Source organism: Streptomyces sp. Da 82-17, from assembly GCF_046098215.1.
Lineage (GTDB): Bacteria > Actinomycetota > Actinomycetes > Streptomycetales > Streptomycetaceae > Streptomyces.
Window position 1 is genome coordinate 87,993 of sequence record NZ_JBJURH010000013.1, and the last position, 25,991, is coordinate 113,983.

Here is a 25,991-nt window from a genome sequence, read left to right on the forward strand (position 1 = left end):
ACCCTTCCGACCGTGAACCGCGAGGGACCCGCCATGCACACCCGCACCGTCACCACCGCGCTCGCCGCGGCCCTGCTCCTCACCGCCGCCGCGAGCGGCGCGGCAGCCGCCCCCGCTGCTCCCGCGGCCCCCGACGCCCGCGGCAAGGCGACCCCGCAGTGCCGCGCGAACCAGGTGCGCGTGGCCGCGGTGACCGTCGAACCGGACGCCGGGCAGTACCCGAACGTGCTGCACATCAGCGTCACCAACGAGAGCAAGAAGAAGTGCGCGGTCGACCGCATCCCGACCGTCGTCTTCGGCGACCTCGACGGCCCGGCGCTGCCCGTCCCGCTGGGCGAGAGCGGCCCGTACGTCCTCGACGGCGGGGAGGCCGGCCACGCCGCCGTCCGTACGATCGAGGACCCGGCCGACCCGGAGACCCGCCTCGTGGACCACATCGTCGTCGCCGGCGCCCCCGCCCACCCCGGCGCCCGGTTCACCGCCGACGACCTGGACATCGACGGGAAGATCCGCGTCTGGGAACCGGTCACCACGTGGTGGCAGCCGACGTTCGCGGAGGCGGAGGAGGTCCTCGCCAACCGCTACCAGGCCTGAGACTCCCTTAGGAGCCGGACGGCAAGACGACGGGCCGGTACCGCCTCCCTCGACGGGGGCGGTACCGGCCCGGACGTGTTTCGCGGTCCTGCGGTGGGTCAGTGGTCCTTGGCGGCGGCCTTCTGCGCCTGCTCGGCCCGCTTCTCCTTGATGCGGATCGCCTCCTTGCGGACCTCGGCCTGCGTGGCCCGCTCACGCTGCAGCCACTCCGGGGACTCCTGCTTCAGGGCGTCGATCTGCTCCGTCGTGAGCGGCTCGGTGACACCGCCGCGCGCCAGGCCGGCGATGGAGACGCCGAGCTTCGACGCGACCACGGGCCGCGGGTGCGGGCCGTTGCGGCGCAGGTCCTGGAGCCACTGCGGCGGGTCGGCCTGCAGTGCGTTGAGCTCCGCGCGGGAGACGACACCCTCCTGGAACTCTGCGGGGGTGGCCTGGAGGTACACACCCAGCTTCTTCGCCGCGGTCGCGGGCTTCATCGTCTGGGAGTTCGCTTGCGTCGTCATGCAGTCCAGGGTAACGAGCCCCGGGCACTCCCGATGACCACGCCCGGTACGGCCGACCGCGACCCCCGCCGGTACGTCCGGCCTGGCCGGGGCCGGTAACCTGGCGGCGTGACTGGCTCGGATGCAACCCCTTCGTTCCGGCTCGCCTACGTCCCCGGCGCGACCCCCGCGAAGTGGGTGCGGATCTGGAACGAGCGGCTCCCCGACATTCCCCTGAACCTCGTCGCGGTCCCGGCCGCCGAGGCCGCCGACCTGCTGCGCGACGGCGGGGCGGACGCGGGCCTCGTCCGGCTGCCCGTCGACCGGGACTACTTCAGCGCGATCCCGCTCTACACCGAGACCTCGGTCGTGGTGATCCCCAAGGACCACCTCGCGGCGGCGTTCGACGAGGTCACGGCGGCCGACATCGCCGACGAGATCGTCCTGCACCCCCTCGACGACCCCTTCGACTGGGAGAAGCCGCCGGGGCAGCCCGCGTTCGAGCGGCCCGCGACGACCGCCGACGCGATCGAGCTGGTCGCCGCCGGGATCGGCCTCCTCGTCGTCCCCCAGTCCCTGGCCCGCCTGCACCACCGCAAGGACCTCACGTACCGGACGATCACCGACGTCCCGCAGTCCCAGGTCGCCCTCGCCTGGCCCGAGGAACGCACGACGGACATGGTCGACGACTTCATCGGCATCGTCCGCGGCCGCACGGTCAACAGCACGCGCGGCCGCCGGGGCGGCCAGGAGGAGCGCCGGGACGCCCCGAAGCGCGGTGCCCGGTCCGGCGACGGAAAGTCCCCGCGTACGGGGGCGAAGGCGGGCGGCGCCAAGACCGGCGGCGCACGATCCGGCGGAGCCGCCAGGTCCGGTGGCGGCGCAAGGTCCGGCGGAGGCGCAAGGTCCGGTGGGGCCAGGTCGGGCGGGGCGAAGTCCAGCGGCGCGGCGAAGCGGGGCGGCAAGCCGAAGCGCCGGTCGTAGGCCGGAGGACGGGGCTCCAGGACTGGGCCGGTCGGCCTCCGCCCCCGAACCCGGCGCGGTCTCACTGCGGTTGGAGCGGGGCGTTCACCATCCGGTGCGGGGCTTCGCCGTCCGGCGGGGCGGCAGGTCCGGTGGCGCGGCGGGCTGAAGCGGCGCTCGTAGGGCCCAGGACGGGCCCGGAATCGGTTTGCCCTCCGCCCGCGAACCCTGGGCGGCCTCAACCTCTCCCCCCCCCGAACTCCGCGCCGCCCCACTGCACTTGGAGTCGGGCTCCATGGAAGCTGAGGCGGCGGTCGTACCGTGGGTGGGGTTCGGGGAAGCGGAGGACGGCCCGAACCCCCACCGCGGGCTCACTGCCCCTGGAGCGTGACCTCCACGAAGCGCTCGCGGCCCGTGCCGCCGTCCGGACGGTGCCAGTCGGCGGTGACGTGGCCCTGCGGGGCGGCCGAGGTCGACTCCTTGCCGAGCACCCGGCGCACCCGCAGTTCGACGTGCGCGGCCTGTTCCCCCTCCGTCCGTACGGCGACCCGCGTGCCCTCGGCGTCGTCCGTCGCGCTGAGCGAAGCGACAGCCGTGGCGAAGCCCGTACCGTCGAACTCCGCGGCCACCGAACGGTCCGGCACATCGCTCTCGTTCTGCGCCTGCGCCACCGCGCGCCCCTGCACCAGGGCGAGCAACTCCCCGACGGCGACCGGGTCGTGGGCCGCGTCGTACGCCCAGCGCTTGCCGAGGACGCCGTGCTCCATCGTCGTGACGAGCCCGTCCTCGGCGCCGTCGAGCGGTGCGCCCCGGTAGGTGAGCGGCACGTGGTAGGTGACCGGCTCCGTGCCGGAGGTGTCCGTGACGACGATGAACTCGATGCCGACCTCGCCCTCCGGGTCGTCGATGCGGAACCCGCCGGCCTTGGCGAGCACGGGCGCGGCGCCGGTGCCCGCGTACCAGGGGCGGGTCGGCAGCCAGGCGGTGAGGGCTTCCAACTTGCTGGGCTTGACAGTGGTCTGGTGAATGACAGCCATCACCGATGGATATCACTCGCGCGGCGGCCGCAGCCCGGCGGGGTCACCGACCGCCGCACGCCCCTTCACCAGGTGCCGAGCAGCCCGCCGTCGACGAGTTCGCGCGGCAGACCGTGCGTGTCGTGCAGGTAGAAGTAGTCCTGCTCGCTCAGCGGCCGGCCGCGGAACTCGCGGCGGGCGAGCACACGCCGCCCACGGTCGAGAAGCCGCCCGAACCGCTCTTCCTCGGCGCGGAGTTGGGCCAGTACGGGACCGCTGTCCGTGGACTGCCGGAAGTGCCGCAGCGTCTGCTCGACCAGCTCGACCAGTTCGACGGGAAGGTCGGCGACCGTACGCGAGGGGTCGTCCCGCCACAGCGTCGTGAGCAGCCTGCGGACGAGGCGGCGCAGTACGTAGCCACGGCCGGTGTTGGCCGGCCGCACGCCGTCGCCGAGCACCACCACGGCCGAGCGGAGGTGGTCGCAGACGAGCCGCAGCGAGTCCCCGTCCAGGCCCGGCCACAGCTGCGGTACGAGCCGCATCCAGGGCTCGAACAGGTCGGTCTCGTACACCGATGTACGACCCTGCAACACCGTGACCAGGCGTTCCAGGCCCATGCCCGTGTCGACGGACGGGCGGGCGAGCGGTTCGAGGCTGCCGTCGTCGTGGCGTAGGTGGCGCATGCTGACGTGGTTCCACAGCTCGACCCAGCGCGGGTCGGTCGTCGGCGTGCCCCGGGGCGGTGTGCCGTCGGGGCAGGTCCACACGAAGATCTCCGAGTCGGGTCCGCAGGGCCCCGTGGGGCCGTTGGACCACCAGTTGTCGTCCCGGGTCCGCTCGACGGGCAGGCCCAACTCGCCCCAGATCTCCAGGGAGGGGAGGTCGGGGCCCACCTGCTCGTCGCCGTCGAAGACCGTGGCGTACATCCGCTCGGCGGGGATGCCGAAGCCGTCGTGGAGCAGCTCGAAGCCCCAGCGCAGGCTCTGCCCGTGGTCGTAGTCGCCGAGCGACCAGGAACCGAGCATCTCGAAGACGGTGAGGTGCGAGGAGTCGCCCACTTCGTCGAGGTCGGTGGTGCGCAGGCAGCGCTGCACGTTGACGAGCCGACGGCCGAGCGGATGCGGACGCAGGCCCTCCAGGTAGGGGGTGAGCGGGTGCATGCCGGAGGTCGTGAAGAGAACGGGATCGCCGGGCGGCGGAAGCAGCGAACTCCCGGTCAGGGCACGGTGCCCGCGCTCCTCGAAGAACTCCACGAAGGTACGCAGCGTGCGCTCGGTGCTGATGTTCTTGCCGCTGTTGCTGTCGTCGTGGACGGCGTTCATGGCGGTGGCCTTTCGGGTCGGGGCAGACCGGAAAGGCCACGGGTGCGGCGAAGTGAAGGCGATGCACCGGCGATCCGTTTCCGGTCGCCGGGGGAGGGGGGAGAGGTCAGCCGACGGCAACCGACGAGCGGGGCGCTCGCGCGGTCGCGGAGGTGCGGTGTGTGACCTTCATGCCGTCCACGCTAACGCGGCGGGGGGTCGGGGTCACCCGGATTTTGGGGCGCGCCCCGACAGAGGCGCGGGGAACGGCGCGAACAACCACAACGGCGCCGCAGGCTTTCGGGAAGGGGCGGGGAGGGGAAAAGATCGAGCCCGAAGGGCGAGCAGTCCGTCCCCGGCGGGAGGGAAGGGGCGGCCGCCGGAACCGCCCCCCGACTTCCGCCCCCGACTTCCGCCCCTCTACTTCCGTCCGCCCTTGCGCGAAGCCTCCCGGAACCGGCCGAACGCGTTCGTGAGCGTCGTGCTCAGCGTCGACCCCTCGGGGCGCGGCGCCGGGGACGGGCCCGGAACGCTCGGGAGCGCGCCGGGGTGCGGGGCGGACTCGCCGCGCTCGGCCAGCGCCGCCTGCGCGAGCTCCGCCGCCTCCCGGTAGAGATCCCGTGACTTCGTCATCGCCTCGAGTGCGTCCGCGTACTTCGCGACCAGCTCCCGCGTACGCGCCAGCTCCTCCTCGACCGTCAGGAGGTGCCAGCGCCGCCGCAGCTGCTCGACGGCCTGCTCGGCATCGGCGGTCAGCGGGCGGGGCAGCGCCGCGAAGTCCGTGATCTTCTCGATGAGTTCGGTCGGCTCGGAACCGTCGAGGAACACGCTGCGCACGGCGAACCGCTCCGCGTCGTACCCCGGCATCGGCGGCGACGACGGCAGGACGACGGCGCCGCCGCGCGGCACCCGTACGTCCAGGTCCTTGATGGCCCAGTTGACGATCTCGAACTGCTCGGGCGCCGCCCGGTGTTCGACCACGCGGTGCCGCAGGCTCGGCGGCAGGTGGCGGGCGAGGGGTTCGAGCCCGCGCGCGTCCGGGGTCATCGCCTCGTGCACGACGACATGGATGTTCCAGCTGCTGCGCGTGCAGTTCTTGAGGAGCCGCCGCAGGTCCTTGTCGTCGTCGGCGATCAGCCGGTGCGTGCCGCGCAGGCGCGGGCCCGGCACCACGTCGTGGTCCCACGGCGTGAGCGCGCTGTCGGGCCAGAACACGGTGGCCGGCGAGGGCCACTCCGGGTCCCAGGCCCGCTCGGCCTCGGCGGCGAGCACCCAGGACACGGCGCTGTCGGCGCGCTTGCGGCCCGCCGAGTCGTACGTGGTCAGCTGGGCGCGGACCGTCACCTCGCCGTCGACCCGCCAGCGGGCCTCGAAGAGCCGGCGCGCGGTGGGGGCGGGCGCCGCGGTGTCGTCGTCGGACTCGAACGGGTCGGGCAGTCCGCCCACTTCGGTGGCGGACGAGTCGTCGGGCGCGAGGTCGAGGTAGTCGTCGATCACACCGGCCGACTTGAGCGCGATCAGGTTGCGCCGGACGTCCTGCTCGGGCTCGGGCCCGAGGTGGCGCCCGTGGCCCAGCCATGTCGTGTGGGGGGTGGCGGTCACGGATGAGCTCGTCTTAGGCATGGAGTCGTTCTGTGGGTGGTCGCGTGGAGGGTCCAGTATGGTCCAGTCGCCCGGTCGGCGGTACGGGGAGGGGGCCGACATGCGGTGATCGCATGTATGTCTCACAGTGCGGGCGCCGGGGAGGGGGGCGCGTACGAACCGTTGACCGTCCTCGGTCCACGGCTTACGTTCACGGAGAGTGGAAAGCGCTTGCTCTGGCGCTTCTGCCGCCCCCGAGTGCCGATGGCGCCCACCGGACCCCGAGGAGCACCCGTGGCGACGTCCCCCGAACGGCAAGCAGCCCGCCCGCTCGCGGCCCCCCTGGCGGAAACCGCCGCCCCGCCGGAACCCTTCACCGGACTCCCCGGTTCCGTAGCCGTCTCGCACCTCAGCGTCTACCACTGGCCCGCCGCCGACGGCCGCCGCGGCGGCACCCCGCACATGCATCTGACCTGCAGTGAGGGGTACGTGGTGACGGCGGGCCGCGGAGCCGTGCAGACCTTGACCGCGTCCGGGTACGAGGAGACCCCGCTCGAAGCGGGCACCGTCGCCTGGTTCACGCCCGGCACCATCCACCGCCTCGTCGAGGTGGACGGCCTGCGCATCGTCGTCCTGATGCAGAACAGCGGACTGCCCGAGGCCGGGGACGCGGTGCTCACGCTGCCCCCGGAGTACCTCGCCGACCCCGACACGTACGCCGCCGCGACCACCGTCCCCGAGGGCGCGCCCCGCGAGGAGCAGGCGCGGGCCGCGCGCGCCCGCCGGGACCTGGCCGTCGACGGCTACCGCAGGCTCCGCGCCGCCCGCGACCCGCAGGCCCTCGCCGACTTCCACAGGGCCGCCGCCGCCCTCGTACGACATCGGCTCGGGGACTGGCGGGAGCGGTGGGAGCGGGGTGCGGCGGCAACGGCGGCGGCGACGGGCGAGCACCTCGAACGGCTCGCCGCGGGCGACCTGTCCCACCTCGCCGACGCCACGGTACGGTCCCGACGGCCCGCGGAGCAGGGCAGGTTCGGGATGTGCGGGTACCTGGACGTGTACCGGTTCTGAAACCGCCGGGACGCAAGAAGGGGCCCCTTCACCTGGCGTCTTTCCGGCCCTCACCCGCGCGACGATCAAGCCGACGCACGCCTCGTACGTATGCGCGGAAGCGGTCGTCGTACCGTGCTGACCTGCGGCGACGGGGGCGGCTCCGGGGGCTCGCGGCGGGAATCGGCCAGGCGGGCGGGCCGGGGATCTGGCCGGTGCGAGCGTGGACCTTCTAGATGCCTCGGGCATCGAATGGAGGCAGGCAACGACAGCAGAGCGCTTGCGAGGTCAGCATGACGGAAACGGAAGCAGTCGCCTTCCCGCAGGACCGCACATGCCCGTACCACCCTCCGCACTCCTACCAACCCCTGCGCGACGCCCGGCCCCTGGCCCGCGTCCGCCTCTACGACGGCCGGTCCGTGTGGGCCGTCACCGGGCACGCCGCGGCCCGTCAACTCCTCGCCGACGGACGGCTGTCCAGCGACCGGCTCACCGAGGGCTTCCCCGTGCCCGCCGAGCGCGTCGCCCAGGTGATCAAGAACGACCGGCGGCGCGTCGCCCTGCTCGGCGTCGACGACCCGGTGCACAACACCCAGCGCCGCATGCTGATCCCCAGCTTCTCGGTCAAACGGATCGCGGCGCTGCGGCCCCGCATCCAGGAGACCGTCGACCGGCTCATCGACGCGATGGTCGACCAGGGCCCGCCGGCCGAACTGGTGGAGGCGTTCGCGCTGCCCGTTCCGTCGATGGTGATCTGCGCGCTCCTCGGCGTCCCGTACGCCGACCACGACTTCTTCGAGGAGCAGTCCCGGCGGCTCCTCCGCGGTCCCGAGGCGGCCGACGTGGAGGCGGCGCGGGACGAACTCGACGCGTACTTCCTGCAGTTGATCGACCGGAAGGTGAAGGAGCCGGGCGACGGACTGCTCGACGACCTCGTCGCCCAGCAGCTCGCCGCGGGCACGGTCGACCGGGAGGAACTGGTCGCCATGGCCACGATCCTGCTGATCGCCGGGCACGAGACGACCGCCAACATGATCTCCCTCGGCACGTTCACCCTGCTCCAGCACCCCGAGCAGTTCGCCGCGCTGCGGGCCGACGAGGCGCTGATGCCGGCCGCCGTCGAGGAGTTGCTGCGGTTCCTGTCCATCGCGGACGGCATGCTGCGGGTGGCGAAGGACGACATCGACGTGGACGGGACCACGATCCGTGCCGGGGACGGCGTCGTCTTCTCCACGTCGCTGATCAACCGGGACGCCGACGTGTACGGGGAACCCGAGCAACTCGACTGGAACCGGGGGCCGTTGCACCACCTCGCGTTCGGATTCGGCATCCACCAGTGCCTCGGCCAGAACCTCGCCCGCGCCGAGATGGAGATCGCCCTGAGCACGCTGTTCCGGCGGCTGCCCGGGCTCGCGCTCGCCGTGCCGGCCGAGGAGATCCCGTTCAAGCCGGGCGACACGATCCAGGGCATGCTCGAACTGCCCGTCACCTGGTAGGGGTTGGGGCTCATGACGGAACGTGTACGGGTCGACCGGGACCGCTGCATGGGCGCCGGGATGTGTGCGCTCACCGCGCCGGAGGTGTTCACTCAGGACGATGAGGGGTTGAGTGAGGTGTTGCCGGGGCGCGGGGAGGTCGGGCCCTCCCCGGATCCCCGTGTACGGGAGGCGGTTCGGGCCTGCCCCGTGGGGGCGGTGCGGGTGGAAGTGGTTTAGGGGGGGGGCGCCGCCCCCCCTGCCCCCCCCGCTCCTCAAACGCCGGAGGGGCTCCCAGGCGGGAGCCCCTCCGGGCCTCGTCGTCGGCTGCGGCGCCGCTGTGGCCGATCGCGCAGTTCCCCGCGCCCCTTTCGGGGCACGTCGCCGAGCCCCGCCCGTCCATTTCAGCCTCTCCGGCGTTTGAGGAGCGGGGTCCGGGGCGGAGCCCCGTGGTGGGGTCCAGGGGCGGCAGCCCCGGGCGGGGGTTCGGGGGCGAAGCACCCGTTGCCGCCGACGGCAGTCTTTCGGGAAGGGGCGGGGAGGGGAGAACCTAGAAGAACACCCCGCACCGCAGCAGCACGTTCGCGTACGGGCTCGCCTCGCCCGTGCGGACGACCAGCCGGGCCTCGGACGTGAGGCGTTTCAGGTCGGCGTGCGGGACGTGCGCCAGGTCCGGTACGCGCTCCGCGAGGAGCCCCGCCGCGGCCGGGTTGGCCGCGTGAACCTCGGTCGCCGCCGTACCGCCCTCGACCACCAGCTCGTCGAGGAGCCCGTCCAGGACCTCCGCGAAGGACGGCACCCCGGCCCGGAAGGCCAGGTCGACGACGCGCGGCCCGTCCGGGATGGGCATGCCCGCGTCGCAGACGAGGACCCCGTCGCCATGCCCCAACTCCGCGAGCGCGCCCGCGAGATGACGGTTCAGGATGCCGGACCGCTTCACTCGAAGTCCCCCGCGTTCTTCGCCGTGACGACCTTGACCGGCACCTTCACCGCGTCCGCGACGTCCTTGCCCTGCGCCGCCCGCACCGCGTTCCGCACCGCGATCCGGCCCAGCTGCTCCGGCTGCTGCGCGACCGACGCGTACAGCGTGCCCGCCGCCACCGCCTTGATCCCGTCGGGCGTGCCGTCGAAGCCGACCACGGCCACGGACTTGCCGGCCTTGGACCCGAGGGCCTTGACCGCGCCGAGCGCCATCTCGTCGTTCTCCGCGAACACACCGTCGATGCCGGGGTGCGACTGCATCAGGTTGGTCATCACGTCCAGGCCCTTCGTACGGTCGAAGTCCGCGGGCTGCTTCGCGACGACCTTGATGCCCGGGTACGCCTTGATGCCCTCGGCGAAGCCCTTGCCGCGCTCCCGGCTGGCCGAGGCGCCCGGCGTGCCCTGCAGGGTGACGACCGTGCCCTTGCCGCCGAGCTTCTCGGCGAGCGTCTTCGCCGCCTGCCGGCCGCCCGCCACGTTGTCGGACGCGACGAGCGTGGCCGTCTTCGCCTTGTTGACCCCGCGGTCGGCGGCGATCACCGGGATGTCCGACTTGTTGGCGGCGCGTACGGCCGGGCCCACCGCGTCGGAGTCCACCGGGTTCACGACGATCGACTTCACGCCCTCGCCGGCGAAGTTCTGCAGCTGGTTGGCCTGCTGCGACGGGTCGTTCTGCGCGTCCGTGACCGTCAGGTCGACGCCCGCCTTCTTCGCCTCCGCCTCGGCGCCCTTCCGCATCTGCACGAAGAACGGGTTGTTGAGCGTGGACAGCGACATGCCGACCTTGGTCGTCGTACCGGCCGGGCCGGAGTTGAACAGCGACATCGCGCCGAGGACCGCGGCCACCACGACCGCCGCGAGCGCCAGCTTCAGCGCGCCGCGCTTTCCGCCGTTGCCGCTAGCCCCGCCCGCACCCGCGCCGACGGCACCGGCCGAACCGCCGCCCGCCCGGCGCCGCACCGTGTCGAGCAGCACCGCGAGGGCGATGACGACGCCGATGACGACCTGCTGCCAGAACGCCGACACCGAGAGGAGGTTGAGGCCGTTGCGCAGCACCGCGAGGATCAGCGCGCCGATCAGCGTGCCCGACGCCTTGCCGACACCGCCCGCGAGGCTGGCTCCGCCGATCACGACCGCGGCGATCGCGTCCAGCTCGTACCCCTGCGCGGCCTGCGGCTGCGCCGAGACGAGGCGGGAGGCGAGCACGATGCCCGCGACGGCGGCGAACAGGCCCGACAGGGCGTAGATCACGAGCTTCTGCCGCGGCACCCGCAGACCGGAGAGCCGCGCGGCCTCCTCGTTGCCGCCGATCGCGTACATCGAGCGGCCGATGAACGTACGGCCCAGGATCAGCGCCGTGAGCAGGCCCGCCGCGATCATCACGAGCACGGGCACCGGCAGCCAGCCGCCGAGCGTGTCACCGAGCACCGACACCGAGTCGGGGAACGGGATCGGGCTGCCCTGCGAGATGACGAGCGACAGACCGCGGCCGACCGACAGCATCGCCAACGTCGCGATGAACGGCGGGAGTTTGCCGTACGCGACGAGCGCGCCGTTCACCAGTCCGCACGCGATGCCCGTGCCCACGGCAAGCAGCACCGCAAGCCACACCGGCACGCCCTGCGACGTCGCCGTCCAGGCGAGGACGGTCGCCGACAGGGCGGCGACCGAGCCCACCGACAGGTCGATGCCCGCCGCGACGATCACGAACGTCACACCGAACGCGAGGATCGCCGTCACGGCGGCCTGCACGCCGACGTTGAGGAGGTTCTGCGTGGTCAGGAAGTCGCCGGAGAGCAGCGACATCGCCACCACCAGGACTATCAGCGCGCTCAGGGCGCCGTTCTCGAGCAGGAAGCGGCGGACCGCCCCGGCGCCACCCGCGCCCGTCTTGCTGGTGAGCGTGTCAGCGGCCATCGGAGTCCTCCACGTCGTCGTTGCTCTTTCGAAGGGGGTTTTCTGCGCTGGGCGGGGCGGAGACGGCCAGGGCCATCACCGCGTCCTGGTCGGCCTCTTCGGCGCTGAGCTCGCCCGCGATCCGGCCCTGGGCCATCACCAGGACCCGGTCGCTCATGCCGAGCACCTCCGGCAGGTCGCTGGAGATCATCAGGACGGCGTGCCCGGACGCGGTCAGCTCGTTGATCAGCTGGTAGATCTCGACCTTCGCGCCCACGTCGATGCCGCGGGTCGGCTCGTCCAGGATCAGCACCCGGGACTTGGCGAGCAGCCACTTGCCGATGACGACCTTCTGCTGGTTGCCGCCCGACAGGGTCCGCACATGCTGGTCGATCCCCGCCATGCGCACGCCCAGCTGCTCGGCGACGGCCACGGCCCTGGCCCGCTGCCCCTTCAGGTCCACGAGCCCGGCCCGGGTCGCGGAACGCAGCGTGACCAGGCCCAGGTTCTCCTGCACGGACGCGTCCAGGACGAGCCCCTGGCCCTTGCGGTCCTCCGGTACGAGACCGATGCCCGCGCCCATCGCCGCGTTCACGTCGCCCCGCGGCAGCCGCTCGCCGTGCACGTCGACCCGGCCCTCGTCGTACGGGTCGGCGCCGAACACGGCCCGCGCCACCTCCGTACGACCGGCGCCGACCAGGCCGGCGAGGCCCACGACCTCTCCGGCGCGCACGTCGAAGCTCACGTCATGGAAGACGCCGTTCCGGGTCAGTCCGCGGACCGACAGCAACGGGCGCTCCCCGTCGGCCTCCTGGACCGGTCCGCGCTCGCGCGGGTACTGCTGCTCGATGCTGCGGCCCACCATCAGGCGGACGAGCTCGTCCTCCGGCGTGGACGCGGGCACCTGGTCGATGCTGCGGCCGTCGCGGAGCACCGTGACGCGGTCGCCGAGCGCGGCGATCTCCTCCAGGTGGTGCGTGATGAAGACGATGCCGACGCCGTCCTCGCGCAGCTTCCGCACGATCGCGAACAGCTTGTCGACCTCCTCGGAGGTCAGCACGGCCGTCGGCTCGTCCATGATCAGCACGCGTGCCTTCAGGCTGAGCGCCTTGGCGATCTCCACCATCTGCAGCCGCGCGATGCCCAGTTCACGCACGCGCGCCCGCGGCGACACCTGCACGCCGACCCGCTCGAGCAGCTCGGCGGCCTCGGCCTCCATGCGCTTCCGGTCGACGAGACCGAAGCGGCGCGGCTGGCGGCCCAGGAAGATGTTCTCGGCGACCGTCAGATCGGGCACCAGGTTGAACTCCTGGTAGATCGTGGCGATGCCGAGCGCTTCCGCGTCCTGCGCGCCGTGGATGCGCACCTCGCGCCCCTCGGCCAGGATGCGGCCGCTGTCCGGGCGGTACGCGCCCGACAGCATCTTGATCAGCGTGCTCTTGCCGGCACCGTTCTCGCCGAGCAGCACATGCACTTCGCCGCGGCGCAGGTCGAAGTCGACGGAGTCGAGCGCGACCACGCCGGGAAAGGTTTTGCGTATCCCTTCGATACGCAGCAACTCGTCCGGATGACTCACGGGTTGCTCCTCGGTCGGGGACGGGACGGTGGGGGACTGGTGGGGCCAGTGGGACTGCCGGCTCTGTTCGGCGGTGCCGCTGCGGCGTCCTGCGCGCCGCAGGATCGGCGTACGACGAGCCGCGCGGGCAGCGTCACGGACCGGGCACGGCGGCCCTCGATCACGGCGGTGAGCGCACGCACCGCGGCCCGGCCGAGCTCACGCGTCGGCTGGGCGATCGCCGTGATCGGCGGGTCGGTGTGCACGAACCAGGGAATGTCGTCGAACGCGGCGAGCGCCATCTCGTCGGGCACGCGCAGGCCCCGGGCCCGGATGGCGTCGAGTGCGCCGAGCGCCATCAAGTTGTCGGCGGCGAACACGACTTGGGGCGGCTCGGGCAGGGCGAGGAACGCCTCGGTGACGCGCCGGCCGCTCTCCGCCTGGAAGTCGCCCTGGCCCACGTACGCCTCGGGCAGGTCGAGCCCGTACGCGCCGAGCGCCGCGCGGAAGGCGTCGACGCGCTCGCTGCCGGTCGTGGTGGCGGCGGGGCCCGCGATGATGGCGAGCCTGCGGTGGCCGAGGGCGTTCAGGTGGGCGACCAGGTCACGGACGGCGTCGCGGCCGTCGGCCCGTACGACCGGGACTTCCACGCCCGGGATCCAGCGGTCCACGAACACGGTGGGGGTGCCGGACCGGGCGGCGTCGAGCAGCTGCGGCGAGCCGCCGTCGGTGGGCGAGACGAGCAGGCCGTCGATGCGGCGGTCGAGCAGGGTGCGTACGTGGTCGTCCTGGAGCTCGGGCGACTCGTCGGCGTTGCCGATGATCACGCTGTAGCCGAGGGCCCGCGCCTCCTCCTCGACGGAGCGGGCCAGCTCGGTGAAGTACGGGTTCATCACGTCGCTGATGATCAGGCCGAGGGTGCGGGTCTGGGCGGTGCGCAGCGAGCGGGCGACGGCGTTCGGCCGGTAGCCGAGCTCGTCCACGGCGGCGAGGACCCGCGCGCGGGCGGCCGCGCTGACGGACGGGTGCGCGTTGAGCACACGCGAGACCGTGGCGACGGACACACCCGCCGCGGCCGCGACATCCTTGATGCCCGCCATCTCGGGACCACCTCTTCGTGGGCTCCGTGGAATCGATTACACGGAGGATTGGAAACGATTACACGAGGGTGGGGCAAGAGGGTGTGCGGGAGCGAGATTCAATTGTGATGTCGGGGGCGCAGATGAGCGGCCCGAGTGGTGCCCTCGCGAGCGACAGCCGGGCCAGGGGCGCCGCTGTCGCCCGCCGGGGGTCGCTGTCGTCCGCCGGGGGGGGGGGGGGGCGCCGCTATCGTCCGCCGGAAGTGGAGTGGGGCCCTCGGATTCCGTCCAGGAGGTACAGGGTGCGGCGGTCGTAGTCGTCCCGGGGAGGCCGTCGGCCGTGCTTGAGGGCGAGGGCGTTGTCTGCGACGAGTGCGTGCAGGTCGCCCGCCGTGAACTCCGGCCGCAGAGCGCCGACGGCTTGCGCCGCTGCGACGAACTCCTCGTTGGCCTCGCTTCCGACCCGGCAGATCTCCATCAGCTGCTGCGAGTTCGGATATGTCTGCAACAGCACGTCGTTGAAGGCGGGTTGGCGGTACTGGAGGTCGCGGAGCGCGGTGAGGTAGTACGTGATCCGCTCGCCCGCGTCGTCGATGGCGCGAGCGCGGTCGACGACGGCGGACAGCTCGTTCGCCACGAGCTCCTCGATGACGGCTTCGATGAGGCCGATCCGCCCGCCGAACCGGTTGAAGACCGTGGCCTTGCTCACCCCTGCTGCCTTGGCGACCTCCTCCAGCGGTACCGCCAGGCCCTGCCCGCGGAAGGCGCCGATCGCGGCAGAGCGGATCTGTTCGGAATTGCGCCGGGCATCGGCGCGCAACCGGGATCCCGAAGCCATCGCACTCACCGTCTCTTCCTGCCCGTCGGCACAAGTTGACTCACTGGGTCAGGTTACCTACGGTCGAAGCCAGGGAGAAACTGACCGCAGTGGTCAACTTATGGAACCGAGGGGCCGAGAGCATGATCGTTGTCACCGGAGCGAGCGGCGGGCTGGGCGGCGCAGTCGTCGAGCACCTCCTCGCGCGCATGCCCGCCGACCGGATCGGCGTCAGCGTCCGCGACACCGCCAAGGCGCGGCACTTCGCCGACCGCGGTGTGCGCGTGCGGCAGGGCTCGTACGGGGATCCGGCCGCGCTGCGCGACTCCTTCGCCGGTGCCGAGCAGGTCCTTCTGATATCCGGCAACGACCCGGCTGCCGACCTGGTCGGCCTGCACCGCAAGGCCGTCGAAGCCGCCGTCGAGGCCGGCGCCCGGCGCCTCCTCTACACCAGCCAGCAGGGCGCCGTCCCCGGCAACCCGTACCGGCCGTCGGACATCCACATCGCCACCGAGGCGATCCTCGACGACTCGGGGATCGCCTGGACCGCACTGCGCAACGGCGCCTACGGCCCACTCGACCAGGTGCTCGGCCCGTGGCAGCGCACCGGCGTGATCGCCCGGCCGCAGGACGGCCCCGTCCCCTACACCGACCGTGCCGACATAGCCGAGGCCACCGCTGTCCTCCTCGCCGGTGACCGCTCCTTCGACGGCCCCGTCGACCTCACCGCACCGAACGCCGTCACCTTCGACGACGTGGCCGCACTCGCCTCCGACCTCACCGGTCGCCCTGTGGAGCGCATCGTCGTGGAGGACGAGCAGTGGGTCGCCGACCAGATCGCGATCGGCGTCCCGGAGCAGCTGGCCGGGCTCATGCTCACCTGGTACGAGGCTGCCCGCGCCGGCCACTTCGCCGAGGCCACCCCTCTGCTGGCCGAACTGCTCGGCCGCGCGCCCCGCACTGTCGCCGAACGGCTCGCAGCACAAGAACCTGCCTAGCCCGGCTCCGGCGCCTGCACGACGAAGAACAGGAAGCAGGGCTTCGTCGACAGGTCGTGGAAGCCCTCGGGGAACAGTTCGCGCGCGGCCGGGTCGGGGCGGGGCTCGTGAAGGGCGGTGAGGCGGAATCCGGCGGCGGCGAAGGCGTCCGTCATGGCGTGCAGGGGCTTGCGCCAGAACCGCATCGGCACGGTCTGCCCGCCGAACGACCAGTCGAAGCTGTAGCTGGTGGTCGCGAAGTAGTCGGGCCGCGGCTCCTGGATCGTGTACGCCACGAACGGGTGGTCCACGGACGCGATCAGCCGCCCGCCCGGCTTGAGCACCCGCCGCAGTTCCGCCAGGGCGGGGCCCCAGTCCTCCAGGTAGTGGAGTACGAGGGAGGCCACCACGTCGTCGAAGTCGCCGTCGGGGAAGGGGAGTTGGCCGTCGAGGTCGGCCAGGTGCAGGTCGGCGTCCGGGCCGAGGCGCTGCCGGGCGAGGTCCAGCATTCCGGCGCTCAGGTCGACGCCGCTGACGACGGCGCCGCGCTCGCGCAGTGCGGCCGACAACGGCCCGGAACCGCAGCCCGCGTCCAGAATGCGACGCCCTGTCACGTCCCCGGCCAGGTCGAGGATTCCGGGGCGCGCGTAGTAGGCGTTCACGAGGCTGCGCTCGTTCTCCGCGGAGTACGCCTCGGCGAACCGGTCGTAGTCGTTCACGCGCGGCGAGGCCTGAGCGGGGGCTGCGGAGGTTGCAGTGCATTCGGTCGCTTGGTCCATCGGGGCAGCGTAGGGGCGACGGGCCGGGCGGGACGGTGAGGTCTTCCGTCGACCGGCCGACCGGCGGACGCGCCGCACTGCCGACTGGCCACCCCGTCGTACGGCACGATGGCCGCGTGAGTGACCTGCGCCGGCACGACCCCGAAGTCCGAAGGGCCTTCGACCCCGACCTGACGGGCGCGCTGCCGGACGTGCACGTGCCGGGCGTCTCCGTCGAGGGGTGGCAGGCGGTCCTGGATCTCGTCGTGGAGCGGGGCTGGCCTCACACGTACCTGGAAGGGGAGGTCGTGCTCCCGGTGCCGCGGGCCGCCACGGTCCTGGCGCGTCCGGCGGATGCGGAGTGCCCGCAACTGCGGGTCCGGCCCGACCCCGACGTGCTCGTCATCTTCCGGTTCGCCACGGCCGACGAGATCGACTTCGACGTGGACCTCCGCGAACTCCAGGGGCAGGAGCGCATCGACCTCTTCTGCGATGTCCTCACGTCGATCGGGCGGCGCCTCGGCAGGCCCGTGCTCATGAACCCCGAGGGCGGTGACCGCAGTTGGCCCCTGCTCGGGTTCGACGTCGAGGCCGACCGGGTCGTGCTGATGAGCGGCGCGCGCGAGCGTTGAGGGGGGAGGGGCGGGGGTCGTCCCCCTGCCCCCCAGGGCCCCCGCGTCACACCCCCTACGCCCCCTGCCTGACCCCGCTCTCCTCCATCAGGTCCGCCACCAGTTGGAACAGGCGCTGTTCGTTGCCGGCCAGGCCTGCTGCCGCCAGGGCTCGGTCCGTCTCGGCCATGGGTTCGTGGAGCAAGGGCGGCGCGCCCATGGGATGCGAGGTGTCGTCGAGCGTCGCGCGCACGCCCTTCACGAGCCTCACGTACGCCTGCACCGCCGCGAGTTCCAGGTCCGTCATCGTCCGTCTCCTCCTCCGAGCGTCGGACTCCCAGTCTTGCGTGCACCACTGACAACGGGACGAATCCGGGCCGTCGGTGCACGCGTACGGATCAAGGAGCATCGAGTGAAGACCCGCAACGCGGCCGCAGACGCCCGACGTTGGTGGTAGTAAAGTTTCCTAACAGAATGCGGTTCGGGCTATTGACGCGTACATGCCGCATCGCCAGGATTCCTCGCGACGGCTCCCCCACGCCGACCGAGGAGACTCCCATGTCGCGCAGTCGCAGCACGCGTACGAGCACCCCGAACCGCTCCAACTCCCGCCTCCGGACACGGAAGTTCGCGATTCCCGCCGCGCTCGGCGGGGCCCTCGCCGTGGTCGGGGGCGCGCTGTTCTGGTCGCCCGCCGGGGCCGCCGGCGCCGCGCCCACACCGCAGCCGCGCGCCGGTTTCAGCGCCGTGGCCGTCGGCGACATCGCCGAGCAGTGCACCGCCGACGACAGCGGCTGCGAGCACCCGAAGACCGCCGCGCAGGTCGAGAAGATCGCCCCGGCGTTCGTCCTGACGATGGGTGACAACCAGTACGACGACGCCCGCCTGCAGGACTTCGAGGACTACTACGACACCACCTGGGGCGCGTTCAAGGAGAAGACCCGGCCCGTGCCGGGCAACCACGAGACGTACGACCCGGAGGGCCCGCTCGCCGGGTACAAGGCGTACTTCGGGGACATCGCCTACCCCGACGGCAAGAGCTACTACAGCTACGACCAGGGCAACTGGCACTTCGTCGCCCTCGACTCCAACAGCTTCGACGACGACGCCCAGTTGGACTGGCTGAAGCAGGACCTCGCCGCCAACTCCAAGAAGTGCGTGGCCGCGTACTGGCACCACCCGCTGTTCTCGTCCGGCGAGCACGGCAACGACCCCGTCGGACGGCCCGTGTGGAAGATCCTCGACGACGCCGGGGCCGAACTCGTCCTCAACGGCCACGACCACCACTACGAGCGGTTCGCGCCGCAGGACGCCGACGGCAACGCCGACCCGCAGGGCATCGTCGAGATCCTCGCGGGCACGGGCGGCGCGCACCCGTACCAGATCGAGGAGGTGCAGCCCAACAGCGAGAAGCGGATCACCGACACCTTCGGGGTGGTACGCCTCGACTTCACCGACAACGGGTTCTCCTGGGAACTCGTCGGCAGCGACGGGCAGGCGGAGGACACCAGCCCGTCGTACGAGTGCCACTGACCCGGCGTACGCACGCACAGGCACCGCATGTATCTCGCCACCACGGACGCGGTCGCCACGGCGGGCGGCGCCGCCCGGCGCGGCCGCGTCGCCGCACCCGTCCTCGCGCTCGGCGCGGTCAGCCTGATCACCGACATCTCGTCGGAGATGGTCACGGCCGTCCTGCCGCTCTACTTCGTCCTCCAACTCGGCCTCTCCCCCCTGCAGTTCGGCTTCCTCGACGGGCTCTACAACGCCGTCACCGCCGTCGTGCGGCTCGCGGGCGGGCGCGCCGCCGACCGGGGCGGGCGCCACAAGCTCGTCGCGGGCGGCGGCTACGCCCTGTCCGCCCTCTCCCGCCTCGGCCTGCTCCTCGCGGGCGGCGCCACCCTCGGGATCGGCGCCGCGCTCGCCGCCGACCGGATCGGCAAGGGCGTGCGGACCGCGCCGCGCGACGCCCTGATCTCACTGGCGAGCCCGCCCGGACAGCTGGGTCGCGCCTTCGGCGTGCACCGGGCCATGGACACCACGGGTGCGCTGCTCGGCCCGCTCGCCGCGTTCGCGCTGCTGTGGGCCACTGCGGACGCCTACGACGCGGTGTTCGTCGTCAGCTTCTGCTGCGGGCTGCTCGGCGTGCTCGTGCTCGTCGCGTTCGTGCCGGGGAGACGGGACCTGCCCGTACCGCCCGGCCGGGGTGCCGCCGGGCGCACCCGGGAGGTGCTCGAGGTGCCCGCGTTCCGGCGGGTCCTCGGGGCGGCCGTGGTGCTGGGCGCGGCGACCGTCGGTGACGCGTTCGTGTATCTGCTGCTGCAGCGCCGCATCGGCTTCGCCGAGAGCTGGTTCCCGCTGCTGCCGCTCGGCGCGGCCGCCGTGTACCTGCTGCTCGCCGTGCCCGCCGGCCGCCTGGCCGACCGCATCGGCCGCCGCGTCCCGTTCCTCGCCGGGCATGCCGCACTGGCCGTCGCGTACGCCCTGCTCCTCACCCCGCTCGACGGAACGCCGCTGCTCGTGGGCGTGCTGCTGCTCGTCGGCGTGTTCTACGCGGCCACGGACGGTGTCCTCATGGCGCTCGCCGGGCCGTTCCTGCCGGCACGGCACCGGGCGGGCGGCCTCGCCGTCGTGCAGACCGGCCAGGCCCTGAGCCGCCTCCTCGCGGCCGCGGGCTTCGGCGCCGCCTGGACCTGGTGGGGTACGGGCACTGCGCTGACCGTTGCCGTGGTGCTGTTGGGTGGCGCGGTGGTGGTGGCGGGGGTGCTGTTGCGGGGAGTGCCGCCGGAATCGGTGCTGCCCAACTCGCCGTCCACGGGCGGCCGTTCGGAAGGAGCGTCATGACCCCACGGCTTCCGAGGCCGGCCCTGCGTACGCGCATCGTCGCCGTCGCCCTCGCCGCGGCGGTCCTCGCGGGAGTCGCCGTCACGTACACCGTGCACGCCGTCCGCCGCGCCCAACCCGCCGCCTCCGTCTCGGAGTTCGGGCTCGACCGGGGACATCTGTACGTACGCGACGAGCGCGGGGGAGCGGGGGACGGGCGGGTCGCACGCCTGCCGCTGGACGGGTCCCGGACCGGTGGCAGAACCACGGGCGGCCCGACCTGCGCGCGCTTCCACGCGGCGGGCGGCACCGGGCTCTGTCTGCAGCGCCGCCCCGGCATCCCGCCCAAGTCGTACGCGGTGGTCCTGGACGGGGAGTTGCGGGAGAAGCGGCGGATCGCGCTCACCGGCATCCCCAACCGGGCCCGCGTCTCGGCGTCCGGGCGGATGCTGGCGTGGACCATGTTCGCCACCGGCGATTCGTACGCGGGCTCGTCGTTCTCCACCCGCACCTCGATCCTCGACACCCGCACCGGCTATCTCGTCAAGAACATGGAGGAGATCCCCCTCACGATCGACGGCCGCCGCTACCACTCGCCCGACGTCAACTACTGGGGCGTGACGTTCGCCGCGGACGACAACCGCTTCTACGCCACCGTCTCCACCAAGGGCCGCACCTACCTGGTGCGTGGCGACATGCGGCGCTGGTCCGCCGAGGCGCTCCGCATGAACGTGGAGTGCCCGTCCCTGTCGCCGGACAACACCCGCATCGCCTTCAAGAAGCGGGTGAGGGACGGGAGTTCGGACCCTTGGCGGCTGTACGTGCTCGACCTGCGCACCCTGCGCGAGCACCCCGTCGCCGAGCACCGCAGCGTGGACGACCAGGCCGCGTGGCTCGACGACCACACCCTCGCGTACGGCCTGCCGGGCGCGGACGGGCGCAGGAGCGACGTGTGGACGGTCCCGGCGGACGGCGGGGGCGAGCCCGACTTGCGGGTGAAGGGGGCGAGTTCACCCGCGGGGGTCGGGCGGCGTTGAGCGTACGAGCTTTCCCTGCACGAGCTTCCCTGCACGAGCTTCCCTGTACGAGCCTCACGGGGTGACGATCGGGAAGTTCTTGTCGGGCTTGTCGAGGACGGACAGAAGGGTCGTGAAGAGGCTACGGTCGCCGTCCATGGCGATGCCCTCCGTGCCCTTCCCGGCGAGCAGGGCGAGGAGTTGAGGCTTCGTCAGCGTCATCGTCAGGCCCGCGTCCGGGTCGGGTTCCTCGCTCTCCGTCCAGGTGAGGAGGCCGTGCGCGAGCCGCAGGTGCCAGTAGCCGTCGCCCACGCGCCAGTCGACGGCCAGGCGTACGTCCCACGCCTTCGGGCCGTCGACGCGTACCGCCATGCTGTCGATCAACTGGCCCACGGTCAGGGCGAGATACATGTCCGGGCCGACCGTGGAGCTCTCGCCCGGCGTGACGCCCTCGGTGAGCTCCAGGGCGCCGGTGAGGAAGAAGTTGCGCCACACCGCGTTCTCGCTGCCGTGCCCGAGACGCGTGAACAACGCCGCCAGCTGCCGCTTCGCCGCGGTGTCGTCCGGGTCGTTGAACACGGCGTGGTTGAGCAGGGTCACCGCGAACCGCAGGTCGCCGCGCCGCTCGTACGCGCGGGCCCGCGCCCGCACCGCCGCCTGCCCGCCCAGGCAGTCGACCCAGCGCCGCGCCTCCTCGACCGGAGGGTGCTGCCACAGGTGGGCCGGGTTGCCGTCGAACCAGCCCATGTAGCGCTGGTAGACCGCCTTCACGTTGTGGCTGAGCGAGCCGTAGTAGCCGCGGTTGGCCCACACCTCGCCGATGGCGGGCGGCAGCCGGAACGTCTCGGCGATCTCGGTCCCGGTGCGGCCCTGGTTGATGAGCCGCACGGTCTGGTCGTGCAGGTAGCCGTACAAGTCCCGCTGGTGCGTGAGGAGTTCGACGATCGTGACGTTGCCCCACGTGGGCCAGTGGTGCGAGGCGAACGCGACGTCGGCGCGGCCCTCGTACAGGCCGATGGACTCGGTGAGGTAGCCGGCCCAGGCGTGCGCGTCGCGGACCTGGGCGCCGCGCAGGGTCAGGATGTTGTGCATGGTGTGGGTGGCGTTCTCGGCCATGCAGACGGCACGCAGGTCGGGGAACAGGAAGTTCATCTCCGCGTGCGCCTCGGTGCCCGGCGTCATCTGGAACTCGACCCGGACGCCGTCCAGGGTGAGCTCCTCGCCGGTCCTGGTCACATAGCTGTTCGGTGCGATCAGGCCGACCGTGCCGAGCGACACGGTGAGGCCGAGCCCGCAGCCGAGCTGCGCCTTCGCGCCGGTGGGAAGCTTCGCCCCGTACATGTAGCCCGCGCGGCGTGACATGGCCGGGCCGACGTAGACGTTCTCGGTGACCGCGTGCTCCATGAAGCCCTGCGGCGCGACGATCGGGACGTCCGCGTCCGCCCCGTCGGGGAGGACGCCGCGGCACCCGCCGAAGTGGTCGACGTGCGGATGCGTGTAGATCATCGCCCGGACGGGACGGTCGCCGCGGTGCTCACGGTAGAGGGCGAGCGCGGCGGCCGCGGTCTCGGCGGAGATCAGCGGGTCGATGACGATCACACCGGTGTCGCCCTCGACGATCGTCATGTTCGACAGGTCGAGCCCGCGCACCTGATAGACGCGGTCGCAGACCTTGAACAGGCCCTGCTTCGCGAGGAGTCGGGCCTGCCGCCACAGGCTGGGGTGCGCGCTGTCGGGCGCGTCATCGGACGTGTCGTCGTGCTCCTCCAGGAAGCGGTACGCGTCCGGGTCCCAGGCGATCCGCCCGCTCTTCGTCCTGATGGGGCCGCCGGTGAAGGGCGCGACGAACCCCCGCTCGGCGTCCGCGAAGTCACGGCGGTCGGCGTACGGGAGCGACTCCGGGGCGTCGTCGGGCGCGGGGTCGCGGTTGGCGGCGAGGGCGGTGCTCGCGGACAGCGGGTTGAGGGAGACGGCGGCGGCCGCGGCGCCCGCGGTGGCCGCGACGAAGCCGCGTCGGTTCATCGGGGTCATGGTGAAGTCGCCTTCGGAGTGGGGAAGTTGGTGTGCGCACGTGCGGTGCGTGCCTGTGCGCAGTGCGGTGGGGCGCGCCGACGGTTCCGCCACTATTGCATCCGGACTGCAATACGAGTCAAGGGTCCGGAGTGCGGCTTGTTGCAGTCTTCATGAAACAGGAGCCGTGCAGGTGCGGGCGGCGACCGCTCTTGCCGCAGCCCTGGGCCCGGGTGCGAGGATGGCGCCGTGAGCACACGGGACACACGGGACACGGGCGAGGGCACCGGCACGGACACGGACACCGGCACGGGCAGCGGCTCCGGCAGGCGCTGGCGGCGCGACCCGGAGTGGACGCGCGCGACCCTGGTCGACACGGTTCTGGCACTTATCGCCGAGGGCGCGCGCGAGCCCACCCGCAAGGCCATCGCCGAGCGCGCCGGGGTCTCCGAGCGCACCGTCTTCGTCCACTTCGCCGACCGTGAGGCGCTGTACGTGAGCGCGGCCGAGCGGCAGGCCGAACGGTGGAAGGCGCTGGCGGAGCCGATCCCCCCGGAGTGGGCCGTGGACCGGAAGGTGCGGGGCTTCGTGGCCCAACGGGCGCGCATGTACGAGCTGATGACCCCGATCCGCCGGGTCGGCCTGAGCCTCGAACCGGACTCGCCGGGGCTGCGGCGCGTGATGGCCGAGGGCGACGCCTGGCTGCGCGCCGACCTGGCGACGCTGTTCACGCCCCAGCTCCGCGAGGTGTCCGGCGCCCGCCGCCCCGGCGGCCTCCTCGACGCCCTCGACGCCTCCTCGTCCTGGGCCGCCTGGGACCACCTGCGCACGCGCCGAGGCCTGGACGTGGGGCCCACGGGCGCGGCGGTACGCCGGTCGTTGCGGGCCCTGCTGGGCTAGACGGACCGCCCGGCGCCGGACGCGCCGCGGTCCGCACCCCCACCCACCACCAGGCTCCCCGCCGGGTCCAACCGCCCGCGCACCCCCGTACGGAAGAACCCGTCCGCCGTGAACGTCCGGGCGTTGAAGTCGGGCGCGCGGTAGTGGGCGCGGGGGAGGTACGGGCCCCGGGCCAGGAGTTCGCCCTCCTCGCCGGGCTGCACCGGCAAGCCGTCGGCGTCGACGACGCGGATCTCGTCGTCGGGGGAGAGGGGGCGGCCCTGCGTGGTGAGGATCGTGTCGTGCGGGTCGGAGAGGCGGGTGAGCGTGAGCGGGCCCGCGGGAGTCGCGTGGATCTGCTGCAAGGTGCGGCCCGGCGCGGCGGCGAGGCTCGCGGCGGACGCGTACGGGAGAGGGGCCGGGCCCGTCTGCACCAGGCGCAGGCGCGTCAAGTCCCGCACAGAAGCGCCGAGTCGACCCAGCGCGTCAGCTGCCGTGTCCAGCGACACCACCGTCACCGGCTCCGACGCGGCCTCGCCCGACGCCACCGTCCCGCCCGCCGACAGCGTGCCGAACACCCCGAGCCCGCCGACGACGGACGCCGGCCCCTCCGGGCGGGCCGCGAGATACACGTCGTCCTCGGTGAGCGCGGCCGCCTCGGCGAAGGCCCGCGCCTGGTACGCGAAGTCGTCGTGCGTGCGCGGCACCAGCGTCGCGGAGTCGTCGGCGTACAGCAGGAACGCCACGTCGCCCGCGCTGAGCGGCAACCCCGGCTCGGGCGGCGCGTCGACCGAGGCCAGCGGCGCGTAATGGCATCCCGCCGCGTCCGTGCGGAGCCCGCCGTACGGGGAGGACGTGCCCGGCGCCTCGTACGCGAACACCCGGCGCAGATGGGGCAGTCGGGCCGCCATGGCCTCGGCGGCGGCCGCCCGGCCCACCCCGTCGTACGCCTCGTCCGACGTGTCCGCCGCCGGGTGCACGTACCCCACGGCCTCCGTGAGCCGGACGAGCCGCGACACCTCGCCGTCCGGCAGAGACAGCGGCAGCAGCACGGGCACCGCGCCCGCGCGCAGCAGCGCGAGGACCGTGACCACGTACTCCGGCACGTTCGGGAGCTGCACGACCACCCGCTGCCGGGGCCGCAGTCCGCGCAGCCGGAACCCGGCGGCCATGCGGTCCACGCGCCGGTCGAGGGCGGCGTACGTGAGGCGCGTCGTGCCGTGGACGAGAGCGGTGCGGGGGCCGTGGTCGAGGGCCCAGAGGCGCAGCAGGTTGTCCAGCGTGCAGCCGCGCCAGTGCCCGGCCGACCAGTAGCGGTCGACGTACTCCTCGGGCCAGGGCGTACAGCCGTCCAGCATGAAGCTCCCTCTCCTCGAACCGGCCGCGGTGCCGGGGCGGCTACCCGGGCGATCATCGGCAGTCCAGGCCCCGGGCCCGCCCGCGCGCAAGACGCAGTCCCGACCACCGCAGGCCCCGCCCCTCGGCGGAATCTCCAAGCCACGCCGCTGACCAGTGCAAACGTCCGGTGTTCGGGGAATTTCACTTGCCCCCGCCCCCGCCCCCGCCGAACCATGGACCGCATGACGACCGAACCCGCCGTGCGCGAGATCCGGGCCGAGGAATGGGCCGCCGCCAAGGAACTGCGGCTTGCCGCGCTGCGCGACCCGCTCGCCCCCATCGCGTTCATGGAGACCTACGAGCAGGCCGTGTCCCAGCCCGACGCGTTCTGGAAGGACCGCACGGCGCGCGGTGCCGCCGGGGGGCCGAACCGGCAGTTCGTCGCCGAGGACCCGGCGGGCGGTCCCGGCTTCCTCGGCACGGTCACCGTGATCCTGGAGGAGCCCGGCACCGTGGACTTCATGGGCGAACGGGTCGACCTGCGGCAGGCGCATCTCGTCGCCGCGTTCGTGCGGCCCGAGCACCGGGGCGGGAGCGTGGCCGCCGACCTGTTCCGCGCGGCCGTCGACTGGGCCCGCAGCCGGCCGGACGTGGTCCGCGTACGCCTCCTCGTGCACGTCGACAACGCCCGCGCGCTGGGCTTCTACCGCAAGGCAGGGTTCGTACGCGTCAGGGAGCTGGGGGAGGAGTGCGAGCTGGTTTACGGGGACCGACCGCCCGCGTCCTAGG

At 72.8% G+C, this 25,991-nt stretch carries 25 protein-coding genes; 12 read left to right on the forward strand and 13 right to left on the reverse strand.

Features of this window, described 5'->3' with window-relative positions:
* The first annotated feature begins 12 nt into the window (after positions 1–12).
* Complete coding sequence (locus tag ACIDOF_RS22360; RefSeq protein ID WP_409007781.1) at positions 13–594, forward strand: DUF4232 domain-containing protein; 582 nt, start codon at positions 13–15, stop codon at positions 592–594.
* Between the two features lie 98 nt (positions 595–692).
* On the opposite strand, the gene ACIDOF_RS22365 is transcribed toward ACIDOF_RS22360, so the two are convergent.
* The gene (locus tag ACIDOF_RS22365; RefSeq protein WP_409007782.1) at positions 693–1,097 is read right to left on the reverse strand and encodes a DUF5997 family protein; all 405 of its coding nucleotides are present in this window, start codon (positions 1,095–1,097) and stop codon (positions 693–695) included.
* Positions 1,098–1,205: 108 nt separating this feature from the next.
* On the opposite strand from ACIDOF_RS22365, the gene ACIDOF_RS22370 reads away from it, so the two are divergent.
* Entirely contained in the window at positions 1,206–2,060 is an 855-nt protein-coding gene (locus tag ACIDOF_RS22370) for a LysR family transcriptional regulator substrate-binding protein (protein WP_409007783.1), read from the forward strand.
* Between the two features lie 350 nt (positions 2,061–2,410).
* Here ACIDOF_RS22370 and ACIDOF_RS22375 read toward each other — a convergent pair whose 3' ends face one another.
* The 3 genes from ACIDOF_RS22375 to ACIDOF_RS22385 form a co-directional block, all read right to left on the reverse strand.
* The gene (locus ACIDOF_RS22375; RefSeq protein WP_409007784.1) at positions 2,411–3,076 is read right to left on the reverse strand and encodes a maltokinase N-terminal cap-like domain-containing protein; all 666 of its coding nucleotides are present in this window, start codon (positions 3,074–3,076) and stop codon (positions 2,411–2,413) included.
* A gap of 65 nt (positions 3,077–3,141) precedes the next feature.
* Positions 3,142–4,377: an alanine--tRNA ligase-related protein gene (locus ACIDOF_RS22380; protein WP_409007785.1), complete on the reverse strand. Its 1,236-nt coding sequence runs from the start codon at positions 4,375–4,377 to the stop codon at positions 3,142–3,144.
* Positions 4,378–4,776: 399 nt separating this feature from the next.
* Entirely contained in the window at positions 4,777–5,958 is a 1,182-nt protein-coding gene (locus ACIDOF_RS22385; protein ID WP_409007786.1) for a hypothetical protein, read from the reverse strand.
* 273 nt (positions 5,959–6,231) lie between these two features.
* Here ACIDOF_RS22385 and ACIDOF_RS22390 point away from each other — a divergent pair, with 273 nt between their 5' ends.
* The 3 genes from ACIDOF_RS22390 (at position 6,232) to ACIDOF_RS22400 (ending at position 8,702) form a co-directional block, all read left to right on the forward strand.
* A complete protein-coding gene (locus ACIDOF_RS22390) occupies positions 6,232–7,008 on the forward strand; it encodes a cupin domain-containing protein (protein WP_409007787.1) in 777 nt (258 codons plus the stop codon).
* A 272-nt stretch (positions 7,009–7,280) separates the two neighbouring features.
* Positions 7,281–8,483 (forward strand): cytochrome P450, encoded by a 1,203-nt coding sequence (locus ACIDOF_RS22395; protein ID WP_409007788.1) that lies wholly within the window; start codon positions 7,281–7,283, stop codon positions 8,481–8,483.
* 12 nt (positions 8,484–8,495) lie between these two features.
* Entirely contained in the window at positions 8,496–8,702 is a 207-nt protein-coding gene (locus tag ACIDOF_RS22400; RefSeq protein WP_409007790.1) for a ferredoxin, read from the forward strand.
* Between the two features lie 310 nt (positions 8,703–9,012).
* Here the strand turns inward: ACIDOF_RS22400 and rbsD are convergent, their stop codons facing one another.
* The 5 genes from rbsD to ACIDOF_RS22425 all read right to left on the reverse strand — a co-directional run bounded on the left by rbsD (position 9,013) and on the right by ACIDOF_RS22425 (position 14,811).
* On the reverse strand, positions 9,013–9,402 hold the full coding sequence (rbsD, locus tag ACIDOF_RS22405) for a D-ribose pyranase (protein ID WP_409007792.1): 390 nt from the start codon (positions 9,400–9,402) through the stop codon (positions 9,013–9,015).
* Complete coding sequence (locus ACIDOF_RS22410) at positions 9,399–11,360, reverse strand: substrate-binding domain-containing protein (RefSeq protein ID WP_409007793.1); 1,962 nt, start codon at positions 11,358–11,360, stop codon at positions 9,399–9,401. The genes rbsD and ACIDOF_RS22410 overlap by 4 nt, the downstream gene beginning before the upstream one ends.
* Entirely contained in the window at positions 11,350–12,915 is a 1,566-nt protein-coding gene (locus tag ACIDOF_RS22415; protein ID WP_409007794.1) for a sugar ABC transporter ATP-binding protein, read from the reverse strand. Before ACIDOF_RS22415 ends, ACIDOF_RS22410 begins: the two co-directional genes overlap by 11 nt.
* Positions 12,912–13,994, reverse strand: a complete 1,083-nt coding sequence (locus tag ACIDOF_RS22420) for a LacI family DNA-binding transcriptional regulator (RefSeq protein WP_409007795.1) — start codon at positions 13,992–13,994, stop codon at positions 12,912–12,914. The genes ACIDOF_RS22415 and ACIDOF_RS22420 overlap by 4 nt, the downstream gene beginning before the upstream one ends.
* Positions 13,995–14,220: 226 nt before the next feature.
* Positions 14,221–14,811: a TetR/AcrR family transcriptional regulator gene (locus ACIDOF_RS22425; RefSeq protein ID WP_409007796.1), complete on the reverse strand. Its 591-nt coding sequence runs from the start codon at positions 14,809–14,811 to the stop codon at positions 14,221–14,223.
* Positions 14,812–14,933: 122 nt separating this feature from the next.
* On the opposite strand from ACIDOF_RS22425, the gene ACIDOF_RS22430 reads away from it, so the two are divergent.
* On the forward strand, positions 14,934–15,788 hold the full coding sequence (locus ACIDOF_RS22430) for an NAD(P)H-binding protein (RefSeq protein ID WP_409007797.1): 855 nt from the start codon (positions 14,934–14,936) through the stop codon (positions 15,786–15,788).
* Here ACIDOF_RS22430 and ACIDOF_RS22435 read toward each other — a convergent pair.
* Complete coding sequence (locus ACIDOF_RS22435; protein WP_409007798.1) at positions 15,785–16,546, reverse strand: methyltransferase domain-containing protein; 762 nt, start codon at positions 16,544–16,546, stop codon at positions 15,785–15,787. The two genes, ACIDOF_RS22430 and ACIDOF_RS22435, sit on opposite strands and share 4 nt — an antisense overlap.
* 116 nt (positions 16,547–16,662) lie before the next feature.
* Between ACIDOF_RS22435 and ACIDOF_RS22440 the strand changes: the two genes are divergently transcribed.
* Complete coding sequence (locus ACIDOF_RS22440) at positions 16,663–17,157, forward strand: hypothetical protein (protein ID WP_409007799.1); 495 nt, start codon at positions 16,663–16,665, stop codon at positions 17,155–17,157.
* Between the two features lie 55 nt (positions 17,158–17,212).
* Here the strand turns inward: ACIDOF_RS22440 and ACIDOF_RS22445 are convergent, their stop codons facing one another.
* Complete coding sequence (locus ACIDOF_RS22445; protein WP_409007800.1) at positions 17,213–17,443, reverse strand: hypothetical protein; 231 nt, start codon at positions 17,441–17,443, stop codon at positions 17,213–17,215.
* A gap of 251 nt (positions 17,444–17,694) precedes the next feature.
* On the opposite strand from ACIDOF_RS22445, the gene ACIDOF_RS22450 reads away from it, so the two are divergent.
* The 3 genes from ACIDOF_RS22450 to ACIDOF_RS22460 are packed head-to-tail and all read left to right on the forward strand — an operon-like array spanning position 17,695 to position 20,996.
* On the forward strand, positions 17,695–18,669 hold the full coding sequence (locus ACIDOF_RS22450; RefSeq protein ID WP_409007801.1) for a metallophosphoesterase family protein: 975 nt from the start codon (positions 17,695–17,697) through the stop codon (positions 18,667–18,669).
* A gap of 27 nt (positions 18,670–18,696) precedes the next feature.
* A complete protein-coding gene (locus ACIDOF_RS22455; protein WP_409007802.1) occupies positions 18,697–19,980 on the forward strand; it encodes an MFS transporter in 1,284 nt (427 codons plus the stop codon).
* Positions 19,977–20,996 (forward strand): hypothetical protein, encoded by a 1,020-nt coding sequence (locus tag ACIDOF_RS22460; protein ID WP_409007804.1) that lies wholly within the window; start codon positions 19,977–19,979, stop codon positions 20,994–20,996. Before ACIDOF_RS22455 ends, ACIDOF_RS22460 begins: the two co-directional genes overlap by 4 nt.
* A 54-nt stretch (positions 20,997–21,050) precedes the next feature.
* Here the strand turns inward: ACIDOF_RS22460 and ACIDOF_RS22465 are convergent, their stop codons facing one another.
* On the reverse strand, positions 21,051–23,006 hold the full coding sequence (locus ACIDOF_RS22465; protein ID WP_409007805.1) for an alkyl/aryl-sulfatase: 1,956 nt from the start codon (positions 23,004–23,006) through the stop codon (positions 21,051–21,053).
* Between the two features lie 228 nt (positions 23,007–23,234).
* Between ACIDOF_RS22465 and ACIDOF_RS22470 the strand changes: the two genes are divergently transcribed.
* Positions 23,235–23,885 (forward strand): TetR/AcrR family transcriptional regulator, encoded by a 651-nt coding sequence (locus ACIDOF_RS22470; RefSeq protein WP_409007806.1) that lies wholly within the window; start codon positions 23,235–23,237, stop codon positions 23,883–23,885.
* Here ACIDOF_RS22470 and ACIDOF_RS22475 read toward each other — a convergent pair.
* Positions 23,882–25,222 carry an AMP-binding protein gene (locus tag ACIDOF_RS22475; RefSeq protein WP_409007807.1) on the reverse strand — a complete coding sequence of 447 codons (1,341 nt, stop codon included), beginning with the start codon at positions 25,220–25,222 and terminating at the stop codon, positions 23,882–23,884. The genes ACIDOF_RS22470 and ACIDOF_RS22475 overlap by 4 nt on opposite strands.
* A gap of 222 nt (positions 25,223–25,444) precedes the next feature.
* Between ACIDOF_RS22475 and ACIDOF_RS22480 the strand changes: the two genes are divergently transcribed.
* Positions 25,445–25,990: a GNAT family N-acetyltransferase gene (locus tag ACIDOF_RS22480; protein ID WP_409007809.1), complete on the forward strand. Its 546-nt coding sequence runs from the start codon at positions 25,445–25,447 to the stop codon at positions 25,988–25,990.
* Position 25,991 lies beyond the last annotated feature (1 nt).